This is a genomic window from Rhodoferax koreense, assembly GCF_001955695.1.
In the GTDB taxonomy this organism is placed as follows: Bacteria; Pseudomonadota; Gammaproteobacteria; order Burkholderiales; family Burkholderiaceae_C; genus Rhodoferax_B; species Rhodoferax_B koreensis.
On sequence record NZ_CP019236.1, the window covers coordinates 1849225 to 1867886 of the forward strand.

General features: G+C 69.4%; 15 protein-coding genes. 14 read left to right on the plus strand and 1 reads right to left on the minus strand.

The window, feature by feature from the left end; translation table 11 throughout:
- The first annotated feature begins 12 nt into the window (after nt 1-12).
- The gene (locus tag RD110_RS08725) at nt 13-1506 is read left to right on the plus strand and encodes a trypsin-like peptidase domain-containing protein (RefSeq protein WP_239467202.1); all 1494 of its coding nucleotides are present in this window, start codon (nt 13-15) and stop codon (nt 1504-1506) included.
- Between the two features lie 12 nt (nt 1507-1518).
- Here the strand turns inward: RD110_RS08725 and RD110_RS08730 are convergent, their stop codons facing one another.
- Complete coding sequence (locus RD110_RS08730) at nt 1519-2037, minus strand: universal stress protein (RefSeq protein ID WP_076198615.1); 519 nt, start codon at nt 2035-2037, stop codon at nt 1519-1521.
- A gap of 262 nt (nt 2038-2299) precedes the next feature.
- On the opposite strand from RD110_RS08730, the gene RD110_RS08735 reads away from it, so the two are divergent.
- The 13 genes from RD110_RS08735 (at nt 2300) to ccoG (ending at nt 18639) form a co-directional block, all read left to right on the plus strand.
- On the plus strand, nt 2300-2752 hold the full coding sequence (locus RD110_RS08735; protein ID WP_076198617.1) for a universal stress protein: 453 nt from the start codon (nt 2300-2302) through the stop codon (nt 2750-2752).
- Between the two features lie 8 nt (nt 2753-2760).
- Nucleotides 2761-3855 (plus strand): HlyD family secretion protein, encoded by a 1095-nt coding sequence (locus RD110_RS08740; protein ID WP_204250042.1) that lies wholly within the window; start codon nt 2761-2763, stop codon nt 3853-3855.
- 25 nt (nt 3856-3880) lie between these two features.
- The gene (rbbA, locus tag RD110_RS08745) at nt 3881-6658 is read left to right on the plus strand and encodes a ribosome-associated ATPase/putative transporter RbbA (protein WP_394329444.1); all 2778 of its coding nucleotides are present in this window, start codon (nt 3881-3883) and stop codon (nt 6656-6658) included.
- Nucleotides 6655-7806, plus strand: coding sequence for an ABC transporter permease (locus tag RD110_RS08750; RefSeq protein ID WP_076198619.1), 1152 nt, complete (start codon nt 6655-6657; stop codon nt 7804-7806). Before rbbA ends, RD110_RS08750 begins: the two co-directional genes overlap by 4 nt.
- Nucleotides 7807-7871: 65 nt before the next feature.
- Nucleotides 7872-9422 carry a bifunctional aminoglycoside phosphotransferase/ATP-binding protein gene (locus RD110_RS08755; protein WP_076198621.1) on the plus strand — a complete coding sequence of 517 codons (1551 nt, stop codon included), beginning with the start codon at nt 7872-7874 and terminating at the stop codon, nt 9420-9422.
- A gap of 164 nt (nt 9423-9586) precedes the next feature.
- The gene (locus RD110_RS08760) at nt 9587-11404 is read left to right on the plus strand and encodes a sensor histidine kinase (RefSeq protein ID WP_083686167.1); all 1818 of its coding nucleotides are present in this window, start codon (nt 9587-9589) and stop codon (nt 11402-11404) included.
- A 44-nt stretch (nt 11405-11448) separates the two neighbouring features.
- Nucleotides 11449-13773: a heavy metal translocating P-type ATPase gene (locus tag RD110_RS08765; protein WP_076198623.1), complete on the plus strand. Its 2325-nt coding sequence runs from the start codon at nt 11449-11451 to the stop codon at nt 13771-13773.
- Between the two features lie 9 nt (nt 13774-13782).
- Nucleotides 13783-13920 (plus strand): cbb3-type cytochrome oxidase assembly protein CcoS, encoded by a 138-nt coding sequence (gene ccoS, locus RD110_RS08770; RefSeq protein WP_076198625.1) that lies wholly within the window; start codon nt 13783-13785, stop codon nt 13918-13920.
- A gap of 68 nt (nt 13921-13988) precedes the next feature.
- Nucleotides 13989-15431, plus strand: coding sequence for a cytochrome-c oxidase, cbb3-type subunit I (gene ccoN / locus RD110_RS08775; protein WP_076204668.1), 1443 nt, complete (start codon nt 13989-13991; stop codon nt 15429-15431).
- A gap of 15 nt (nt 15432-15446) precedes the next feature.
- Nucleotides 15447-16085 carry a cytochrome-c oxidase, cbb3-type subunit II gene (gene ccoO / locus RD110_RS08780; RefSeq protein WP_076198627.1) on the plus strand — a complete coding sequence of 213 codons (639 nt, stop codon included), beginning with the start codon at nt 15447-15449 and terminating at the stop codon, nt 16083-16085.
- A 17-nt stretch (nt 16086-16102) separates the two neighbouring features.
- Complete coding sequence (locus RD110_RS08785; RefSeq protein ID WP_076204671.1) at nt 16103-16240, plus strand: cbb3-type cytochrome oxidase subunit 3; 138 nt, start codon at nt 16103-16105, stop codon at nt 16238-16240.
- Nucleotides 16241-16249: 9 nt separating this feature from the next.
- Nucleotides 16250-17167: a cytochrome-c oxidase, cbb3-type subunit III gene (gene ccoP / locus RD110_RS08790; RefSeq protein WP_076198629.1), complete on the plus strand. Its 918-nt coding sequence runs from the start codon at nt 16250-16252 to the stop codon at nt 17165-17167.
- A gap of 8 nt (nt 17168-17175) precedes the next feature.
- The gene (gene ccoG / locus RD110_RS08795) at nt 17176-18639 is read left to right on the plus strand and encodes a cytochrome c oxidase accessory protein CcoG (RefSeq protein WP_083686649.1); all 1464 of its coding nucleotides are present in this window, start codon (nt 17176-17178) and stop codon (nt 18637-18639) included.
- Nucleotides 18640-18662: the final 23 nt, after the last annotated feature.

Consider the following 18662-nt stretch of genomic DNA (forward strand, 5'->3'; position numbering starts at 1 on the left):
GACGCCCGCGCGATGGATCGGCGCGGACCGCACCGCAGCATGGGGCCACCCGTGGTGCATCGGTGCGTCTCGGCCGGGATCGGCGTCGTCTGCCTGGCGCTGCTGCAGGGCACCGCGGCCGGGCAGGCGTCGCCCGCTGCCGTATCGCTCCAGCCGCCCGCGCTCTGCGCTGGCTCCGGGCCACCTGGGCCCGCGGGCCGCAGCTTCCGCGAGGCCGCGCGGCGCACTGCGCCCGCGGTGGTGGTGGTCTCGGCGACCGGCGTGCTCGCGCTGGCCGAAGGCGCTGGCGGGGCGGATCTCGTCGATCCTTTGTTTCCTTTCGTTCCCGGGGAACGCAGCGCGCCGGAACCGTCATCCGAGCCAATGCCCGAGGCCAAGGTCCCGTTTCGCACGCAAGGCTCGGGCTTCATCGTCCGCGAGGACGGCCTCGTGTTGACCAGCGCCCATGTGGTGCACGGGGCGCGCCTGCTGACGGTGACCCTGGCCGACCGGCGGACCTTCGATGCCAGACTGGTCGGCGTGGACCGCCTCACCGACGTGGCCGTGCTGCGCATCGAGGCGACCGGCTTGCCGGTGGTGTGCACAGGCGATGCGCGGCTGCTCGAGATGGGCGATCCGGTGCTGGCCATAGGCTCGCCATTCGGACTGGCGCAGAGCGCCACCCAGGGCGTCGTCAGCGCGGTGGATCGCTGGTTACCGGGCGACGCGGCCGTGCCCTACATCCAGACCGACGCCGCGCTCAACCCTGGCAGTTCCGGCGGGCCCCTGCTGGGGCAGGACGGCACGGTGGTGGCCATCAACGCGCAGATCTTCTCCGGCTCGGGCGGGTACCAGGGACTGGGCTTCTCCATCCCGATCGACGTGGCCTTGCGCTCGCTGGGGCAGATCCTGGCCAAGGGCCGGGCCGAGCATGCCGTCTTCGGCGCGGTGCTGCAGGACCTCGACCAGCATCTGGCGCAAGCCTTCGGCCTTGCGGCGCCCGACGGTGCACTGGTCTGCGAGGTGGGGCGGGGCAGCGCGGCGGCGCTGGCGGGGCTGCTGCCCGGCGATGTGATCCTGGCCGTGGACGACGGGCCCGTCCTCACGCCGGGCGATCTCTACCGCCGGCTGGACGCGGCGGCGCCCGGCGCCACATGGCGGCTCGCGCTCTGGCGCGATCGGGCTCGGCGCGAGTTGCGTGTCACGCTGGACATGGTGGTCTCCGCACCGGAGTCCACGGCCGCCGCGGTGGACATGCGGCCTGGCGCGTTCGGCCTCAAGCTGCATGCGCTGGAGCCGGCACGGGGGCGGGCGCTGAACCTCGACCATGGCCTGGTGGTCGATGCCGCCACCGGCGCGGCGGCGGCGGCCGGGCTGGTCCGCGGCGACGTGCTCCTGGCGGTCAACGGCACGCCGCTGCGCGACGAGCGGCAACTCGATGCCGCCGCCGATGCCGGTCCCGGGGTGGTGGCGCTGCTGGTGTTGCGCCACGGCGGGCGCGGCTTCGTACCGGTGCGGCTGCGCTGAGCGTGCGCGGCCTCATTCGTAGGCCAGCGCGCCCGTGGGCAGGCTGACCTTGATCGGTGCCTCCGGCGCCTCTACCTTGGCCAGTTCGACCGCACGCACCAGCAGCACCGGCACCTTGGCCAGGCGCAGGATGCTTTCGGCACCGCTGCCCATGAGGAAGCGACCGACACCGCGGCGGCCGTGGGTGCCGAGCACGATCAGGTCGGCGCTCCAGCGGTCGGCCTCTTCGGCCACGACCTCGGCCAGATGCGGCGAGAAGCTGTCATGCAGCAGTGTGTCGGTGTCGATGCCTTCGCCCTGGGCCTGGGCCGCAGCGTCCTCGAGCAGCTTGGTGCCGTCGCGGCGCACGGTCTCCAGCCAGTCCGGCGCATAGCCATCGTAGGCATTGCGCGCACGGGCGGTGGACAACTGGTCGATCACATGCATCAGCCGCAGCCGGCCACCGGTGAGCCGGGCCAGCGCGATGGCTTCGCGCAAGCCGCGCTGGGCGGTGGGACTGCCGTCGATGGGAACCAGGATGCGTTGGTACATGGTGAACTCCTTGGGCTGATGTTCGGTGCTGGCTGCCGCTTGCAGCGTCGCACCGCGGGCAGGCCTGACCAGTATTCGGCGATCGGGGCGCCGAGGGTTTGACCCAGGTCAATCAAGCGGCGCGACGATGCACGTGTCGTGCGCCCGTCGCACCGGCTTGATCTGACGCAACCCTTGCGCCGCGGGCGTGTCGAAGAATGAGGACGTCCCCGCGCGTGGCCGGCGGCGGGGCCTTCGGAGTCCCGGCCGCGAGAGGTAGGCGATGTACAAGAAAATCCTGGTTCCGCTCGATGGCAGCGACACGGCCGAGCGCGGGCTTCTCGAGGCCATGCGCATGGCGTCCGAGTTGAAGGCCACGCTGGTGCTGCTGCATGTGATCGACGACTTTCCCATGCTGGTGGAGATGGCCAGCGTGCAGGCCTATGAGGAAACCATGGCGCACCTGCGCTCGGTCGGGCAGCGGCTGCTCGACGGTGCGCAGAAGTCCGCCGAGGAATCCGATGTCGCCGCCGAGACCCGGCTGCGCGAGATCACGCGCGAACGGGTCGGCCAGGCGATCGTCGAGGAGGCGGGTGCGGCCGGCTGCGACCTGATCGTCATGGGCACGCACGGCCGGCGCGGTTTCAACCGGGTCATGATGGGCAGCGATGCCGAATTCGTCGCACGCGCCAGCACGGTGCCGGTGCTGCTCGTGCGCTCGGTCTCGGGCACCTGATGGCGGGCGTGCCACCGCGACTTCGCAGGGCGGCCGCCTGGGGGCTGCCGATCGCTGCCGTGCTGCTGGCCGCCGGCGTGTGGTGGCGCCTGGCGCCCGAGCCTTCGCTGGCCGGTGTGGTCGGCGGCAACGGACGGCTGGAGGCGGTGGAGATCGACATCGCGGCCAAGACCGCCGGACGGCTGAAGACGGTGCGGGTGCACGAGGGCGACATGGTCTCGGCCGGCCAGGTGGTGGCCGAACTCGCCACCGAAACCCTCGACGCGGAGCTGGCGCGCGCACGTGCCCAGGTCGCGCAGGCGGTTCATGCGCGCCAGACGGCCGAGGCGCAAGTGGCGCTGCGACTGCAGGCCGAGCAGACGGCGCTGGCCACGGTGGCCCAGCGCCAGAGCCAGCTGGCCCTGGCCGAGCGCGACATGCAGCGCACGCGGGAACTGGTCGACCAGCAATTCCTCGCGCCGCAGAAGCTCGACGAGGCGCGCGCGCAGAACGACGGCGCGCGCGCCGTGCTGGCTGCGGCGCTGTCGCAGGTTGCCGAAGCCAGGCAGGCCATCGCCGCCGCGCGCGCCCAGGCGGTGGAGGCGGAGGCCTCGATCGACGCGGCACGCGCTGGTGTGCTGAGCCTGCAGGCCAGCCTGGACGACAGTGTGCTGCGCGCACCGCGCAACGCGCGGGTCCAGGTGCGCGCCGCCGAGGAAGGGGAGATCGTGGCCGCCGGCACGCGCATCCTCTCGCTGGTGGACCTGAGCGACGTGACCATGAATTTCTTCCTGCCCGAAGTGGCCGCCGGCCGCACGCCGATCGGCGCCGAGGTGCGCATCGTGCTGGATGCGGCGCCGCAATGGGCGATACCGGCGCGGGTGTCGTTCATCGCCAGCGTCGCCCAGTTCACGCCCAAGACCGTGGAAACGCTGGACGAACGCAACAAGATGGTGTTCCGGGTGCGGGCCCGCATCGACCCGGCGCTGCTGGCGCGCTATGGCGCGCAGGTGAAGACCGGCCTGCCCGGCATGGCCTATGTCCGCACCGACCCGGCGCTGCCGTGGCCGGCGCGCTTGCAGACCTCGCTGCCCGCCGCGCCGGCGGAGGGCGCATCGCCATGAGCCGCGCGCGAGACTGGGGTGTTGCGTGTCCGTCGGCGCCGTGAACCGCGCGGCCGGTGTCGCGGCGCGACTCGTGCAGGTGGGGCACCGCTACGCAGACCGTGTGGCGCTGGACGATGTCACGCTCGAACTCGCCGAGGGTGCGATGCTGGGGCTGATCGGCCCGGACGGCGTCGGCAAGTCCACCCTGCTGGCGCTGCTGGCCGGCGCCAGGCAGATGCAGGCCGGGCGCATCGAGGTGTTGGGCGGCGACATGGCCAGCGGACGGTTCCGGGAGCGCGTGTGCCCGCGCATCGCCTACATGCCGCAAGGCTTGGGCCGCAACCTCTATGCCAACCTGTCGGTGCGGGAGAACATCGCATTCTTCGCCCGGCTGTTCGGCCACAGCCAGCGCGAAGGCGCGCGGCGCAGCGCCGAACTGCTGGCCGCCACCGGCCTTGCGCCTTTCGCCGACCGGCTCGCCGGCCAGCTTTCGGGCGGCATGAAACAGAAGCTGGGGCTGTGCTGCGCCCTGATCCACGACCCCGATCTGCTGATCCTGGACGAGCCGACCACCGGGATCGATCCGCTTTCGCGCCGGCAGTTCTGGGAGCTGATCGGCCGGATGCGCTCCGCGCGGCAGCGCGGGTCGGCGGTGCCGATGACGGTGCTGGTCGCCACCTCGATCATGGACGAGGCCGAGGGCTTCGAGCACATCGTGGCCATGCACGCCGGCCGGATCCTGGGGCAGGGCAGCCCGGCCGAGCTGATGGCGCGCACCGGCACGCCCACGCTGGACGCGGCCTTCATCGCCCTGCTGCCGCAGGCCGAGCGGGGGCCGCCGGCCGACGCGGCGGCGGCGCCGCGCGATCTGGCCGATGCGCCGGTGGCCATCGAGGCGAGCGGCCTGACCTGCCGCTTCGGGGATTTCGTCGCCGTGGACGACGTGAGTTTCAGCATCCGCCGCGGCGAGATCTTCGGCTTCCTCGGCTCGAACGGCTGCGGCAAGACGACCACGATGAAGATGCTCACCGGCCTGCTGCCGGCCAACGCCGGCAGCGCCAGCCTGTTCGGCAAGCCCATCGATGCACGCGACCTGGAAACGCGGCGCCAGGTGGGCTACATGTCGCAAGGCTTCTCGCTGTATGCCGAGCTCACCGTGCGCCAGAACCTGCGGCTGCACGCGCAACTCTTCGGCATGCCGCCGGACCGGGTGGAGGCCCGCATCGCCGAGATGCTGGAGCGCTTCGACCTGCTGAACGTGGCCGATGCCTGGCCCGAGGGCCTGCCGCTCGGCCACCGCCAGCGCCTGCAGCTTGCCGTGGCGGTGGTGCATGCGCCGCGCCTGTTGATCCTGGACGAGCCGACATCGGGCGTGGACCCGGTGGCGCGCGATCGCTTCTGGCGGCTGATCCTCGAGCTGGCGCGCACCGATGGTGTGACGATCTTCATCTCGACGTATTTCATGAACGAGGCCCAGCGCTGCGACCGCATCTCGCTGATGCACGCGGGCCGGGTGCTGGCCAGCGACACCCCGGCCGCGCTGGTCGCGCGCTTCGGCGCGCGCACACTGGAGGAGGCCTTCGTCGCCTGCCTGCTGGCCGCGCAGGCGGCGCCCGGCCCGAACGCCGCCGCACCCCTGTCGCAGGCCGCCGCAACCCCGGTGGCAGCGGCTGCGCCGGAGGGACGGCCCGGCCCTTTCGGGCTGCGCCTGCAGCGGCTGTTCGCCTATGCGTGGCGCGAGCAGCTCGAACTGCGCCGCGACCCGATCCGCCTGGTCATGGCCCTGCTCGGCACGTTGTTGCTGATGCTGATCATGGGCTACGGCATCAGCCTGGACGTGAAGGACCTGCGCTTCGCGGTGCTGGACCATGACCGCACACCGGCCAGCCGCGCCTACGTGCAGGAGTTCTCGGGCTCGCCGTACTTCAAGGTGCAGCCGGCCATTCTGGATGGCGCGGACATGGAGCGGCGTATGCGCAGCGGCGAGCTGACGGTGGCCATCGAGATCCCGAGCGGCTTCGGCCGCGACGTGTTGCGCGCCACGCCGACCGCTGTCGGCGTGTGGATCGACGGCGCGATGCCGATGCGCGCGGAGAACGTGTCGGCCTATGTGCAGGCGCTGCACGCGGGTTACCTCGCGCAGGCGGCGGCACAGCGCGGACGGGCCGACGCGGCGCTGGCCTCGGTGGCCTTGCGCTACCGCTACAACCCCAACATGCGCAGCCTGGATGCGATGGTGCCGGCGGTGATCCCGATTCTGCTGATCTTCGTGCCAGCGATGCTCACCGCGCTGGGCGTGGTGCGCGAGAAGGAACTGGGCTCCATCGTCAACCTCTACGTGACGCCGGTGACGAGGCTCGAGTTCCTGCTCGGCAAGCAACTGCCCTACGTGGCCGCCGGCCTGGTCAATTTCGCGCTGATGGCGACGATGGCGGTGTGGGTCTTTGGCGTGCCGTTCAAGGGCAGCCTGCTCACGTTGGCCGCGGCGGCCGTGGCCTATCTGTTCGCCGCCACGGGGCTGGGCCTGCTGATGTCGGTGTTCATGCGCAGCCAGATTGCGGCGATCTTCGGTACGGCGCTGGCGACCATGCTGCCGGCGATCCAGTTCTCCGGCATCCTGACGCCGGTGTCATCGCTCGAAGGCCTCGGTGCCTGGATCGGGCGCGTCTATCCCACCGGACCGTTCCTCACGATCAGCCGCGGCGTGTTTTCCAAGGCGCTGGGTTTCGCGGACCTGCGCAACGAGTTCATGCCGCTGCTGGCGGCGGCCGCCCTGCTGCTGTCGTTGAGCGTGGCGCTTCTGCGTCGGCAGGCGCCATGAGCCGGCATGGTGATCCAGCCCTGTTGGCCTGGCTGCGTACTGTGGCGCGGCTGGGCGTGAAGGAACTGCGCAGCCTGTGGCGCGACCGGCTGCTGCTGCTCCTGGTGCTGTGGGCGTTCTCCGGCGGCATCTACAGCGCGGCCAGCAGCGCGCCCGATACGCTGCGCCGTGCGGCCGTCGCCGTGGTGGACGAAGACCAGTCGCCGCTGTCGCAGCGCATCACCACGGCCTTGTATCCACCTTCTTTCAAGTTGCCGGAGCAGGTGTCGGTGCAGCGCATGGACGCCGGGCTCGACCGCGGGCTCTACACCTTCGTGCTGCAGTTGCCGAGCGGGCTGCAGCGCGACGTGCTGGCCGGCCGCGCGCCGGCCATGCAGCTCAACGTCGATGCCACCCAGATGACGCAAGCCTTCGTGGGCGCGGCCACGATCGAGCGCATCGCGCTGGGCGAGATCGCCGAGTTCGTGCAGCGCGATCGCGTCGCGGTGCCATCGGCGGTCGAGCTGGAACTCCGCATGCGTTTCAATCCGACCTTGGAGCCGCGCTGGTTCATGGGGGTGATGCAACTGATCAACGAAATCACCATGCTGTCCATCATCCTCACCGGCGCGGCGCTGATCCGCGAACGCGAACACGGCACGCTGGAGCACATCCTGGTGTTGCCGGTGACGCCGCTGCAGATCATGGTCTCCAAGGTCTGGGCGATGGGACTGGTGGTGCTGGTGGCGGCTGCGCTGTCGCTGCATTTCGTGGTCCAGGGGGCGCTGCACACACCGATCGCCGGCGCCACGGCGCTGTTCCTGGCCGGCTGCGCGCTGCACCTGTTCGCCATGACGGCCATGGGCATCTACCTCGGCACCGTGGCCCGCTCCATGCCGCAACTCGGGCTGCTGATCATCCTGGTGCTGCTGCCGCTGCAACTGCTGTCGGGTGGATCGACGCCACGCGAGAGCATGCCCGAGGCGGTGCAGTTCGTGATGCTGGGCGCGCCCACCACGCATTTCGTGAGCTTCGCGCAGGCCATCCTCTACCGTGGCGCGGGGCTGTCCATCGTCTGGCCGCATTTCGCCGCCATCGCACTGATCGGCGCGGTGTTCTTCATCGCGGCACTGCGCCGGCTGCGCCTGTCGGTGGCCAGGCAGGGCTGAGCCGCTTCGCGTGGTCCTTGCGCCAGGTCAAAAGCGCGCGGTGGAGGGCGACGCAAACTGCGGCCATGGACGCCTCGAACTCTGATATCGGCCCCGACCCATCGCTGGCGCTGGCCTTGCAGCAACGCCTGGGGGAGGAGACCGGCCAGCGGGTGGAACTGATCGAAACGCCGATTTCCTGGGTGCTGCTGACGGAGCGGCTGGTCTACAAGCTGAAGAAGCCTGTGCGACGGCCGTTCCTGGATTTCAGCACTGCGGCGCTGCGCAAGCACTTCTGCGAGGAGGAACTGCGCCTGAACCGGCGGCTGGCGCCATCGCTGTACCTGGGCGTGCTCCCCGTTCGCGGGACGGTGGCCGCGCCGCGGCTGGGCGGCGGCGGCCCGGAAATCGACCATGTCGTGGCCATGCGCCGCTTTGCCAAAGGGGCACTCTTCAGTGAGCTGCTGGCGGCCGGTGGGCTCGAGCCGGCGCACGTGGACGCGCTGGCGCGCCGTATCGCCGACTTCCACCGCGACGCGCAGCTCGTGCCGTTGCCCGCGGGCGCGCAGGCCGATGCCGCCGACCCGGTGCTCGACATCCTTCGGCAGCTCGAGGAAGGCGCCTACCCCGGCGAGACCGGCGCGCTGCGGGCGTGGGTGCACGAGCAGGCCGCGCTGCTGCGCGACACCTGGAATTTCAGGCTGCGCAGCGGGCTGGTGCGCGAGTGCCATGGCGACCTGCACCTGGGCAACGTCGCGTTGGTGGATGGCATGCCCACCGCCTTCGACCGGCTCGAATTCAACGAATCGCTGCGTTGGACCGATGTCATGAGCGATGTCGCCTTCCTGACCATGGACCTCAAATCGCGCGGCCGCAACGACCTGGCCTTCCGTTTCCTGGACGTCTACCTGCAGCACACCGGCGACTATGCGGGCGTGGCCGTGCTGCGCTTCTTCGAGGTCTACCGGGCGCTGGTGCGAACCCTGGTGGAAGTCGGGAATGACGGGCCACGGCGCGGCGCCCTGCCCAGCCAGGCCGAGGCGTATTTCGGCCTGGCCGTGCGCCTGACGCGGCCCGACCGGGCTGCGGCCCGCATCCTCATCACGCACGGCGTCTCGGGTTCTGGCAAGTCCAGCGTCGCAGCGCGGCTGGTGGAGCAGCAGGGCGCGGTACGGGTGCGTTCCGATGTGGAACGCAAGCGCCTGTTCGGGCTCGATCCGCTGCAGCGGTCCAGCGGCCAACCGTTCGACATCTACACGGAAGACGCGACGCGGCAGACCTTCGAGCGCATGGCGGAGGCGGCGCGCGTGGCGGTGCGCTCGGGCTATCCGGTCATCGTGGACGCGGCTTTCCTTCGTCATGCGCAGCGCCATCTCTTTCGCGAGCTGGCCGACGAACTCGGCGTGCCATTTTCGATCCTGCACTGCCATGCGGACCCGGTGTTGTTGCGCGCGCGGCTGCATGCGCGCGAGCAGGCCGGGGACGATCCTTCCGAGGCGGACGATGCCGTCGTCGAGCGCCAGCGCACGTTTCGCGAGCCGCTGCGCGACGAAGAATTGCCACTGGTGATCGATGTCTGCACCGATGCGCCGGTGGACGCCAAGGTGCTGCACGCGCGGTGCCTGGCGGTGGCGTGAAGGCGGGTTATCTATCATATTTCACGAATTAACGTGGTTTTAATTTCAAATTTATCAAATAAATTTGAAATCACCTACACTTCGTCCGCTTGCGACGGATGTGCGGCACACATTGGGTGATGCCTGTCCGCCGCGAGAAGGGGCCTTCCGACGGCCCGGGAACCATGCAAACCTCCACCACCGACACCGCACCGGGCCTGGCGGCCTGGGACGCCCCTGATCCATCCGGCGGCGCTGCCGCGCGCCCGTCGCCAGCTGGCTCCGGCATTCGTGGCGCGCTGCTCGAGCGACTCGCGGGCTCGCGCCTCGACTGGCGCGTCGGACTGGTGATTTCGGTCGTGCTGCTGCTCACTTGGTTGTTCGTGGCCGGGGGGGTGGTCGTCTCCAGGCGGGCGGCGCTCGATGCCGAGGTCCGGCAAAACGGCAACCTGGCCTTGGCGTTGGAGGCGCAGACCATCCGTGTGCTGGCTTCGGCGGATCAGGCCACGCTGCGCATGGGGGATGCGGTGCGTTCGGGCGAGTTCCAGGCCGCGGACTTCAAGCGTTTCGCCAACGAGACCGGCCTGGTGCCGCAAATCCTCACGCAGCTGTCGCTGATCGGTCCTGACGGGCGCTTCATCGGCAGCAACATCGATCCCGGCGCCGAGGCCACCGGCCATGTCGACCTGTCGGGCCGGGAGCATGTCCAGGCGCACCTGGGCACCCTGGTCGCGCCGGAGGTGGCGCGCCAGATTGCCGGCAATGGCCTGTTCATCGGCAAGCCGGTGTTGGGCAAGGTGTCGGGCAAATGGACGATACAGCTGTCGCGCCGGATCAGCGATGCCCAAGGCAAGGTGCTGGGCGTGGTGGTGGCGTCGCTGAACCCGGGCTATTTCGAAGAGATCTACCGGGGCGTGCGGCTCGGCAGACAGGGCAGCGTGGCGCTACTGGGCGACGACAACTCCGTGCGCGCGCGGGTGATGGGCGGGGACAGTCAGGGCATGGGCAGCCTGCTGTCGGGCAGCGGCGATGAACGGCGCGGCCGCGAGGGGCACTACACCCGCGTCAGCAGCCTGGACGGGGTGGAGCGCGTGTTCGCCTACCGCCGCGTCGGCGACTATCCGCTGATGGTGTCCGTCGCCACGAGTATTTCGGAGGCCCTGGGGGAATGGCGCCACCACCGCGATCTGGCGCTGGTGATTACCGCGTTGTTCAGCCTGGCCACGGTCGGTGCCGCCGTCATCTTTGTGCGCAGCGTGCGCCAGCTGGAGGTCAAGAACGCCGCGCTGCAGGCCAGCGAGGCACAGGCGCGTTCAGCGAGCCAGGCCAAGAGCGAGTTCCTGGCGGCGATCTCGCACGAACTGCGCACACCGCTGACCAGCATCCGGGGCTTCGCGGAGTTGATGGAGCTGCGCCTGGAGCAACCCCGCTACAAGGAGACGGCGGGCCTGATCCGCAAGGCCTCCGAACATCTGAACGACCTGCTGACCGAAATCCTGGACCTGGCCAAGGTGGAGGCCGGCGCGATGCCGTTCATGCCGGCGGCGCACCAGGTGGGCGACCTCGTGCGGTCCACGGCGGACCTGTTCACGATCACCGCTGCTTCCAAGAATCTGGATCTGCAGGTCGACCTCGCGCCGGATGTTCCCCGCACGCTGCATTGCGACGGGCTGCGCGTAAAGCAGGTGCTCAACAACCTGCTGTCCAACGCCATGAAGTTCACCGCGGCGGGCTCGGTGCGCATCGAAGTCGACGCGGACCCGCAGCACGTCCGCTTCCACGTGGTAGACACCGGCCCCGGCATACCCGCGCACCTGCACGAGACGATCTTCGAGAGGTTCCGCCAGGCGGACGACCGGGTCAGCTACCAGCATGGCGGCACGGGGCTCGGCCTGGCCCTGTCGCGGGCGCTGGCCATCCGCATGGGCGGCGGCCTGTCGCTCGTCTCCGAAGAAGGGCAAGGGGCCCGCTTCACGCTCTGCCTGCCGCGCGAGCGGGTTTGACCTAGGTCAACCTTGTGCCGGCGAGCCCGGCCTAAGCTCGCCGGATGCAGGCGGTACTCCCTTCCATCGACCCGCCCTCCGGTTCAGGCGAGGGGCGGGCGCAGGCCTGGGCGGTGCTGGACGATCCGGCCGAATGGCCCAGCTTCGGGCGTTGCCTGGACGACGATGCGCTCCATGGCCGCTGGGAATCGCAGGTGGCCGTGGACGGCATGCGCTGCGCGGCCTGCGCCTTCGCCATCGAAGCCGCACTGGCCGGCGTGCCGGGGGTGGAGGAAGCCCAGGTCAACGCGGTGACGCAGCGCGCACGCATCGTGTGGTCGGCTGCCGCGGGACGCCCGTCCGGTTGGTTCGCGGCGGCCCAGGCCGCCGGGTATGGCTTCGTTCCTCTTGGTGCGGTGGCCACGCGGGCCAGGCGCCAGCAGGCCGAACGCGTCGCCCTGTGGCGCTGGATGGTCGCCGGCTTCTGCATGATGCAGGTGATGATGTACGCCTACCCGGCCTACATCGCCACGCCCGGCGAGGTGGACGCCGGCTCGGCGCAGCTGATGCGCTGGGCCTCGTGGGTGCTGAGCCTGCCCGTGCTGCTGTTTTCCTGTGCGCCATTCTTTGCGAGCGCCTGGCGCGACCTGGCGCGGCGGCGGCTGGGCATGGACCTGCCCGTGGCGCTCGGCATGGGCATCACGTTTGCCGTGAGCACCGCGGCCACCTTCGACGCCGGCGGCGCCCTCGGCCACGAGGTCTATTTCGATTCGTTCACCATGTTCGTGTTCCTGCTGCTCACCGGCCGCTGGCTGGAAGAGCGGTTGCGCGGGCGCACGGCCGGGGCCCTGGATGCGCTGATCCACAGGCTGCCCGACAGCGTGCTGCGCGCCGATGCCAGCGGCCGCTTCCAGCGCGTGGCGGTGGGCCGGCTGGCCGTGGGCGATCTCGTGCGGGTGCTGCCAGGCGAGGCCTTTCCGGCCGATGGCGTGGTGGAGACCGGCGCCACCCATGCCGACGAGGCGCTGCTGACCGGCGAATCGCGGCCGGTGTCGCGTGGGCCGGGCGATCCCGTGCTCTCCGGCAGCCACAACCTGGATGCCACGGTGGAGGTGCGCGTGCGCGGCGTCGGCCAGTCCACGCGGTTCGCGCGGGTGGTGGCCCTGATGGAGGCCACCGCCACGGCCAAGCCGCGTCTGGCGCTGCTGGCCGACCGCATCGCGCGGCCGTTCCTCGTGGGCGTGCTCGCCGCCGCCGCGGCGGCGCTGGCGTGGTGGTGGCCGGTGGACCACGGCAAGGCGTTGATGGCGGCGGTGGCCGTGCTGGTGGTGACCTGCCCGTGCGCGTTGTCGCTGGCCTCGCCGGCGGCGATGCTGGCCAGCGCGGCGAGCCTCGCACGCCGCGGTGTGCTGGTGGGCCGGCTGCAGGGGTTGGAGGCGCTGGCAGGCGTCGACACCGTAGTGTTCGACAAGACCGGCACGCTGACCGACGACACGCCGAGGCTCGAGCGGGTGTTCTGCCGGGCCGGCGCCCGCACCGACGACGTGCTGGCACTGGCCGCCGCGATCGGCGCGCAGTCGTCCCACCCTGCGGCGCGCGCGCTGGTGGCGGCCTGGGGCGGCGGTGCGAAGCCCGGCTGGCAGGTGATGCGCCTGGTCGAGCATGGCGGGCAGGGACTGGCCGCCGAGGTCAGCCTGCAGCCGTCGGCGAGCATCGCGTCCGGCGCCGTGCCGATGCATGTGCGGCTGGGCGCCGCAGCGTTCTGTGGTGCCGTGGCACTGCGCACGAAGGCGGTGCAGGTGCACCTGTGCGACGACGCCGGCTGGCTGGCGAGCTTCGAGCTGGGCGAGAGCCTGCGCCCCGATGTGGTAGCGGCGGTGTACGCGCTGCGGGCCCAGGGCATCGAGGTGCGGCTGCTCTCCGGGGATCAGCCCGAGGCTGCGAACGCATTGGCCGAGCGCGCGGGCATTACCCATGCGCAAGGCGGCTGCACGCCGGAGGACAAGCTGCAGGCCCTGCTCGCGCTGCAGGCGAGCGGCCGGCGCGTGGCGATGGTCGGCGACGGCCTGAACGACGGCCCGGTGCTGGCGCGGGCCAACGCCTCCTTCGCGTTCGGGCGTGCCGTGCCGCTGGCGCAGGCGGGTGCCGATTTCAGCGCGCTGGGCGGCGAGGTGATGGCCATCGTCCACACCATCGGCCAGGCCCGGCGCACCATGCGTGTCGTGCGCCAGAACCTGTACTGGGCCGCGGCCTACAACGCCGTGTGTGTGCCCCTGGCCCTGGGTGGCCTGCTGCCCGCATGGCTGGCCGGCGCTGGCATGGCGGCCAGTTCGCTGGTCGTGGTGGCCAACGCGGCCCGGCTGTCGGGTCGTCACCTGCCGACAACCTGAGAAAGTTCCATGGACATCCTGTTCCTGCTGATTCCCTTTTCCGTTGTGTTAGCGTTGGTCATCGTCGGTGGACTTTGGTGGGCCGTCGAGCGTGGTCAGTTCGACGACGTGGAGCGCGAAGGCGAGCGCATTCTTCTGGACGATTGATTTGCATCAACGAGCCCGGCGCCGGTGCGCGGGACACTCGACCTCGTCCATAGAACAAGGTTCCCATGATGCAAGCTTCCACGTATCCAAATGCTCCCGCCGCGGCGTACGAAGACACGGCCGTACGGCAGTTCGCGCTCATGGCCGTGGTGTGGGGCGTGGTCGGCATGCTGGTCGGCGTGATCATCGCTTCGCAACTGGCCTGGCCGGATCTGATCACCGGCATCTCCTGGCTGAGCTACGGCCGGCTGCGGCCGCTGCACACCAACGCGGTCATCTTCGCCTTCGGCGGCTCCGCGCTGATGGCCACCAGTTTCCACGTGGTGCAGCGCACCTGCCAGGTGCGGCTGTTCGCGCCGAAGCTCGCTTCCTTCGTCTTCTGGGGCTGGCAACTGGTGATCGTCTCGGCGGCGATCAGCCTGCCCCTGGGCTACACGACCGGCAAGGAATACGCCGAACTCGAATGGCCGATCGATTTGCTGATCGCCGTGGTCTGGGTGGCCTATGCGGTGGTCTTCTTCGGCACCATCGGCACGCGCAAGGTGCGACACATCTATGTGGCCAACTGGTTCTACGGCGCCTTCATCATTGCCGTGGCGCTGCTGCACATCGTCAACAGCGCGGAGATGCCCGCCGGCTGGATGAAGAGCTATTCCGCCTATGCCGGCGTGCAGGATGCGATGGTGCAGTGGTGGTACGGCCACAATGCGGTCGGCTTCTTCCTCACCGCCGGCTTCCTGGGCATGATGTACTACTACATCCCCAAGCAGGCCGGCCGCCCGGTGTATTCGTACCGGTTGTCGATCGTGCACTTCTGGGCGCTGATCTTCACCTACATGTGGGCCGGCCCGCACCACCTGCACTACACCGCGCTACCGGACTGGACCCAATCGGTGGGCATGGTGTTCTCGCTGATCCTGCTCGCGCCGAGCTGGGGCGGCATGATCAATGGCGTGATGACGCTGTCTGGCGCGTGGCACAAGCTGCGCACCGACCCGATCCTGCGTTTCCTGATCGTGGCGCTGTCGTTCTACGGCATGTCGACCTTCGAGGGGCCGATGATGTCGATCAAGACGGTGAATGCCCTGTCGCACTACACCGACTGGACCATCGGCCACGTGCACTCCGGGGCCCTCGGCTGGGTCGGCCTGATCTCGATGGGTTCGCTCTACTACCTGATTCCGCGGCTCTACGGCCGCACCCAGATGTACAGCGTGCCGGCCATCGAGCTGCATTTCTGGATGTCCACCGTGGGCATCGTGCTCTACATCGCCGCCATGTGGATCGCCGGCGTGATGCAGGGCCTGATGTGGCGCGCGCTGAACGCCGACGGCACGCTCACCTACACCTTCGTCGAAAGCGTGAAGGCGACCTATCCGTTCTACGTGGTGCGCCTGATCGGCGGGCTGCTGTACCTGGGCGGCATGCTGGTGATGGCCTGGAACGTCTGGCGCACCGTGGTGGCCGGCCGTTCGGTGAAGGCGTCGATCCCGGTGCCGGTGGCCGCGTAAGTCAAAGGAGTCGATGTGTCCAAAGAAAACCAGTCCAGCGTGGCCAAGCCCGGCTTCACGCACGAGAAAATCGAGACCAACAACTTCCTGATGATCCTGCTGATCCTGCTGGTCATCGCCGTCGGCGGCATGGTGGAGATCGTGCCCCTGTTCTTCCAGAAGTCGACCACCGAGCCGATGAAGGGAGTGGAGCCGCTGCAGCCGCTGCAGGTGCTGGGCCGCGACGTCTACCTGCGCGAAGGTTGCTACAACTGCCATTCGCAGATGATCCGGCCCTTCCTGGCCGAGACGCTGCGCTACGGCCACTATTCCACGGCTGGCGAATTCGTCTACGACCATCCTTTCCAGTGGGGCAGCAAGCGCACCGGGCCCGACCTGCACCGCGTGGGGGGCAAGTACAGCGACGAGTGGCATCGCATCCACCTCAACAACCCGCGCGACGTGGTGCCTGAATCGAACATGCCCGCCTATTCCTGGCTCGAGAAGGCCCTGGTCGACCCTGACACGGCCGCCACCCACATGACGGCGCTGCGCCGCGTGGGCGTGCCCTACACCGACGCGCAGATCGCCGCCGCGCCGGCCGCCGTGAAGGGCAAGACCGAGATGGACGCCCTCGTGAGCTACCTGCAATCCCTGGGCCTGGCCCTGAAGTAAGGAGAGAACACATGGACATGGACATCACCTTTCTGCGCGTGGCGAGCACCCTGGTGTCTTTCGCCACCTTCCTCGGCATCCTGGCCTGGGTCTACCTGCGCCGTGACCAACGCGATTTCGAGGAAGCCGCGCAGTTGCCCTTCGAACAGGATTGAAAGCCCCGCATGAGTGACTTCATCAACAATTTCTGGTCCGTCTACGTGGCGGTGGCGGTGGTGGCGAGCATCGTCGCCTGTGCCCTGCTGCTGTGGTTGACCGCACGCGGCCAGGCTCCGACCGGCGACGACAACACCACCGGCCATGTCTGGGACGGCGACCTGCGCGAAGCCAACAACCCGATGCCTCGCTGGTGGATGGGCCTGTTCGTGCTCACCATCGTCTTCGGTGTCGGCTACCTGATCGCCTATCCGGGTCTGGGCGCCTATGCGGGCAAGCTTGGATGGAGCACGAGCGGCGAGTACCAGAAGGACACCCGCGCGGCCGAGCTTGCGCTCGAGCCTGTGTACGCGCGGTTCGCCGCGATGCCGACCGAAGTGCTGGCCGGCGACGGCGCCGCCATGGCCATCGGCGAACGGCTGTTCCTGAACAACTGCGCCCAATGCCATGGCTCCGACGCGCGCGGCAGCAAGGGCTTTCCCAACCTCACCGACACCGACTGGCTGCACGGCGGCACGCCGGACAAGATCATCGAGACCATCACCAAGGGCCGCATCGGCGAGATGCCGCCGATGGCCGCGGCCGTGGGCACGCCCGACGACGTGAAGAACCTGGCCCAGTACGTGCTGAGCCTGTCGGGCCGCGCCACGGACTCGCTGCGCGCCGGCCTGGGCAAGTCCAAGTTCGGGGTGTGTGCCGCCTGCCACGGCGTCGGCGGCGTGGGCCAGCAGGCCGTGGGTGCGCCGCGCCTGAACGACGACACCTGGCTGCATGGCTTCGGCGAAGATGCGATCGTGGCCATGATCAACAACGGCAAGCACAACGTCATGCCGCCGCAGGAAGGCCGCTTGAGCGCGGCACAGATCAACGTTCTCGCCGCATACGTCTGGGGGCTTTCCAACAAGCCCGCCGCGGCGGCGCCGTGAAAGCCCGCATGCGTGCACGTCCATCCCAGGCCCCGGCCGAAGATACCGCGCGCGGACCCGCCGCGCTGGGCAGGGCGCGACGCAAGGTGATCCCGATCGCGGCGGTGTCCGGTGGACTGTACGCGGCACACCGCAAGATCTACCCACGTTCGATCAGCGGGCGGTTCTCCATGCTGCGCTGGTGGATGGTGGCCGCCACACAACTGGTGTTCTATGGCCTGCCATGGCTGCAGTGGGGCCAGCGTCAGGCGGTGCTGTTCGATCTCGGCGCGCGGCGCTTCTATCTGTTCGGCCTGGTGCTCTACCCGCAGGACCTGATCTACCTGACCGGGCTGCTGGTCGTCTCGGCGCTGTCCCTGTTCCTGTTCACCGCCGTGGCCGGGCGACTGTGGTGCGGCTACACCTGCCCGCAGACCGTCTACACCGAGATCTTCATGTGGGTGGAGCAGAAGATCGAGGGCAGCCGCATCGCGCGCATGCGACTCGACGGCGAGGCGCTGTCCATGGAGAAGCTGGTGAAGAAGTGGTTCAAGCACCTGGTCTGGCTGGGCATCGCGCTGTGGACCGGTTTCAGTTTCGTCGGCTACTTCACACCGATCCGCGAGCTCGGCATGGAGTTTCTGCAGACCCGCATGGGTTCGTGGGAGGTGTTCTGGGTCTTCTTCTACGGTTTCGCCACCTACGGCAACGCGGGTTTCATGCGCGAGCAAGTCTGCACGTACATGTGCCCCTATGCGCGGTTCCAGGGCGCGATGTTCGACCGCGACACCCTGATCGTGAGCTACGACGTGGCGCGCGGCGAGCCGCGCGGCCTGGCGAAGAAGGGCGAGCCGGCGCCGGGCTATGGCGACTGCATCGACTGCGACCTGTGCGTGCAGGTCTGCCCCACGGGGATTGACATCCGCAACGGTTCGCAATACGAATGCATCGGCTGCGGCCTGTGCGTGGATGCCTGCAACACCGTGATGCAGCGCATCAAGAAGCCCGCTGGCCTGGTGCGCTACGCCACCCAGAACGGCATGGCTGGGCGCTGGACGCCGGCCCAGGTCTGGCGCCGCGTGGCGCGTCCGCGCGTGCTCATCTATACGGCCGTGCTGGCCGCGCTGTGCATCGGGCTCATGGCCAGCCTGGTCGCGCGCAGCACGTTCAAGGTGGACGTGGTGCGCGACCGCGGTTCTCTGGCTCACCTGGTCGCGGGTGGCCGGCTGGAGAACGTCTACCGGCTGCAGATCATGAACGCTACCGAACGTGTGCAGCGCTACCGCGTCTCGGCCGAGGGCCTCGCGGGCCTGAGCACCGAGCCCGCGCAGGACATCGCCGTGGATCCCGCGGCGTCGCGCTGGGTGGCCGTGCGTGTGCAGGCGCCGTTCGACGCGGCGGCGCCCGGTGCGCATCCGATCCGCTTCGTGGTGCAACAGGACGAGGGCGCCGCGCGCATCGTCGAGCAGACCACCTTCATCGTGCCGCGCTGACCTGGCAGGCGCCCGTCCAACCG

What these genes read in the sequence shown, in the direction of transcription:
- RD110_RS08725 (WP_239467202.1), top strand. Translation starts at nt 13, where the DNA reads ATGGATCGGCGCGGACCGCACCGCAGCATGGGGCCACCCGTGGTGCAT.
- RD110_RS08730 (WP_076198615.1), bottom strand. Translation starts at nt 2,037, where the DNA reads ATGTACCAACGCATCCTGGTTCCCATCGACGGCAGTCCCACCGCCCAG.
- RD110_RS08735 (WP_076198617.1), top strand. Translation starts at nt 2,300, where the DNA reads ATGTACAAGAAAATCCTGGTTCCGCTCGATGGCAGCGACACGGCCGAG.
- RD110_RS08750 (WP_076198619.1), top strand. Translation starts at nt 6,655, where the DNA reads ATGAGCCGGCATGGTGATCCAGCCCTGTTGGCCTGGCTGCGTACTGTG.
- RD110_RS08755 (WP_076198621.1), top strand. Translation starts at nt 7,872, where the DNA reads ATGGACGCCTCGAACTCTGATATCGGCCCCGACCCATCGCTGGCGCTG.
- RD110_RS08760 (WP_083686167.1), top strand. Translation starts at nt 9,587, where the DNA reads ATGCAAACCTCCACCACCGACACCGCACCGGGCCTGGCGGCCTGGGAC.
- RD110_RS08765 (WP_076198623.1), top strand. Translation starts at nt 11,449, where the DNA reads ATGCAGGCGGTACTCCCTTCCATCGACCCGCCCTCCGGTTCAGGCGAG.
- ccoS (WP_076198625.1), top strand. Translation starts at nt 13,783, where the DNA reads ATGGACATCCTGTTCCTGCTGATTCCCTTTTCCGTTGTGTTAGCGTTG.
- ccoN (WP_076204668.1), top strand. Translation starts at nt 13,989, where the DNA reads ATGCAAGCTTCCACGTATCCAAATGCTCCCGCCGCGGCGTACGAAGAC.
- RD110_RS08785 (WP_076204671.1), top strand. Translation starts at nt 16,103, where the DNA reads ATGGACATCACCTTTCTGCGCGTGGCGAGCACCCTGGTGTCTTTCGCC.
- ccoP (WP_076198629.1), top strand. Translation starts at nt 16,250, where the DNA reads ATGAGTGACTTCATCAACAATTTCTGGTCCGTCTACGTGGCGGTGGCG.
- ccoG (WP_083686649.1), top strand. Translation starts at nt 17,176, where the DNA reads ATGCGTGCACGTCCATCCCAGGCCCCGGCCGAAGATACCGCGCGCGGA.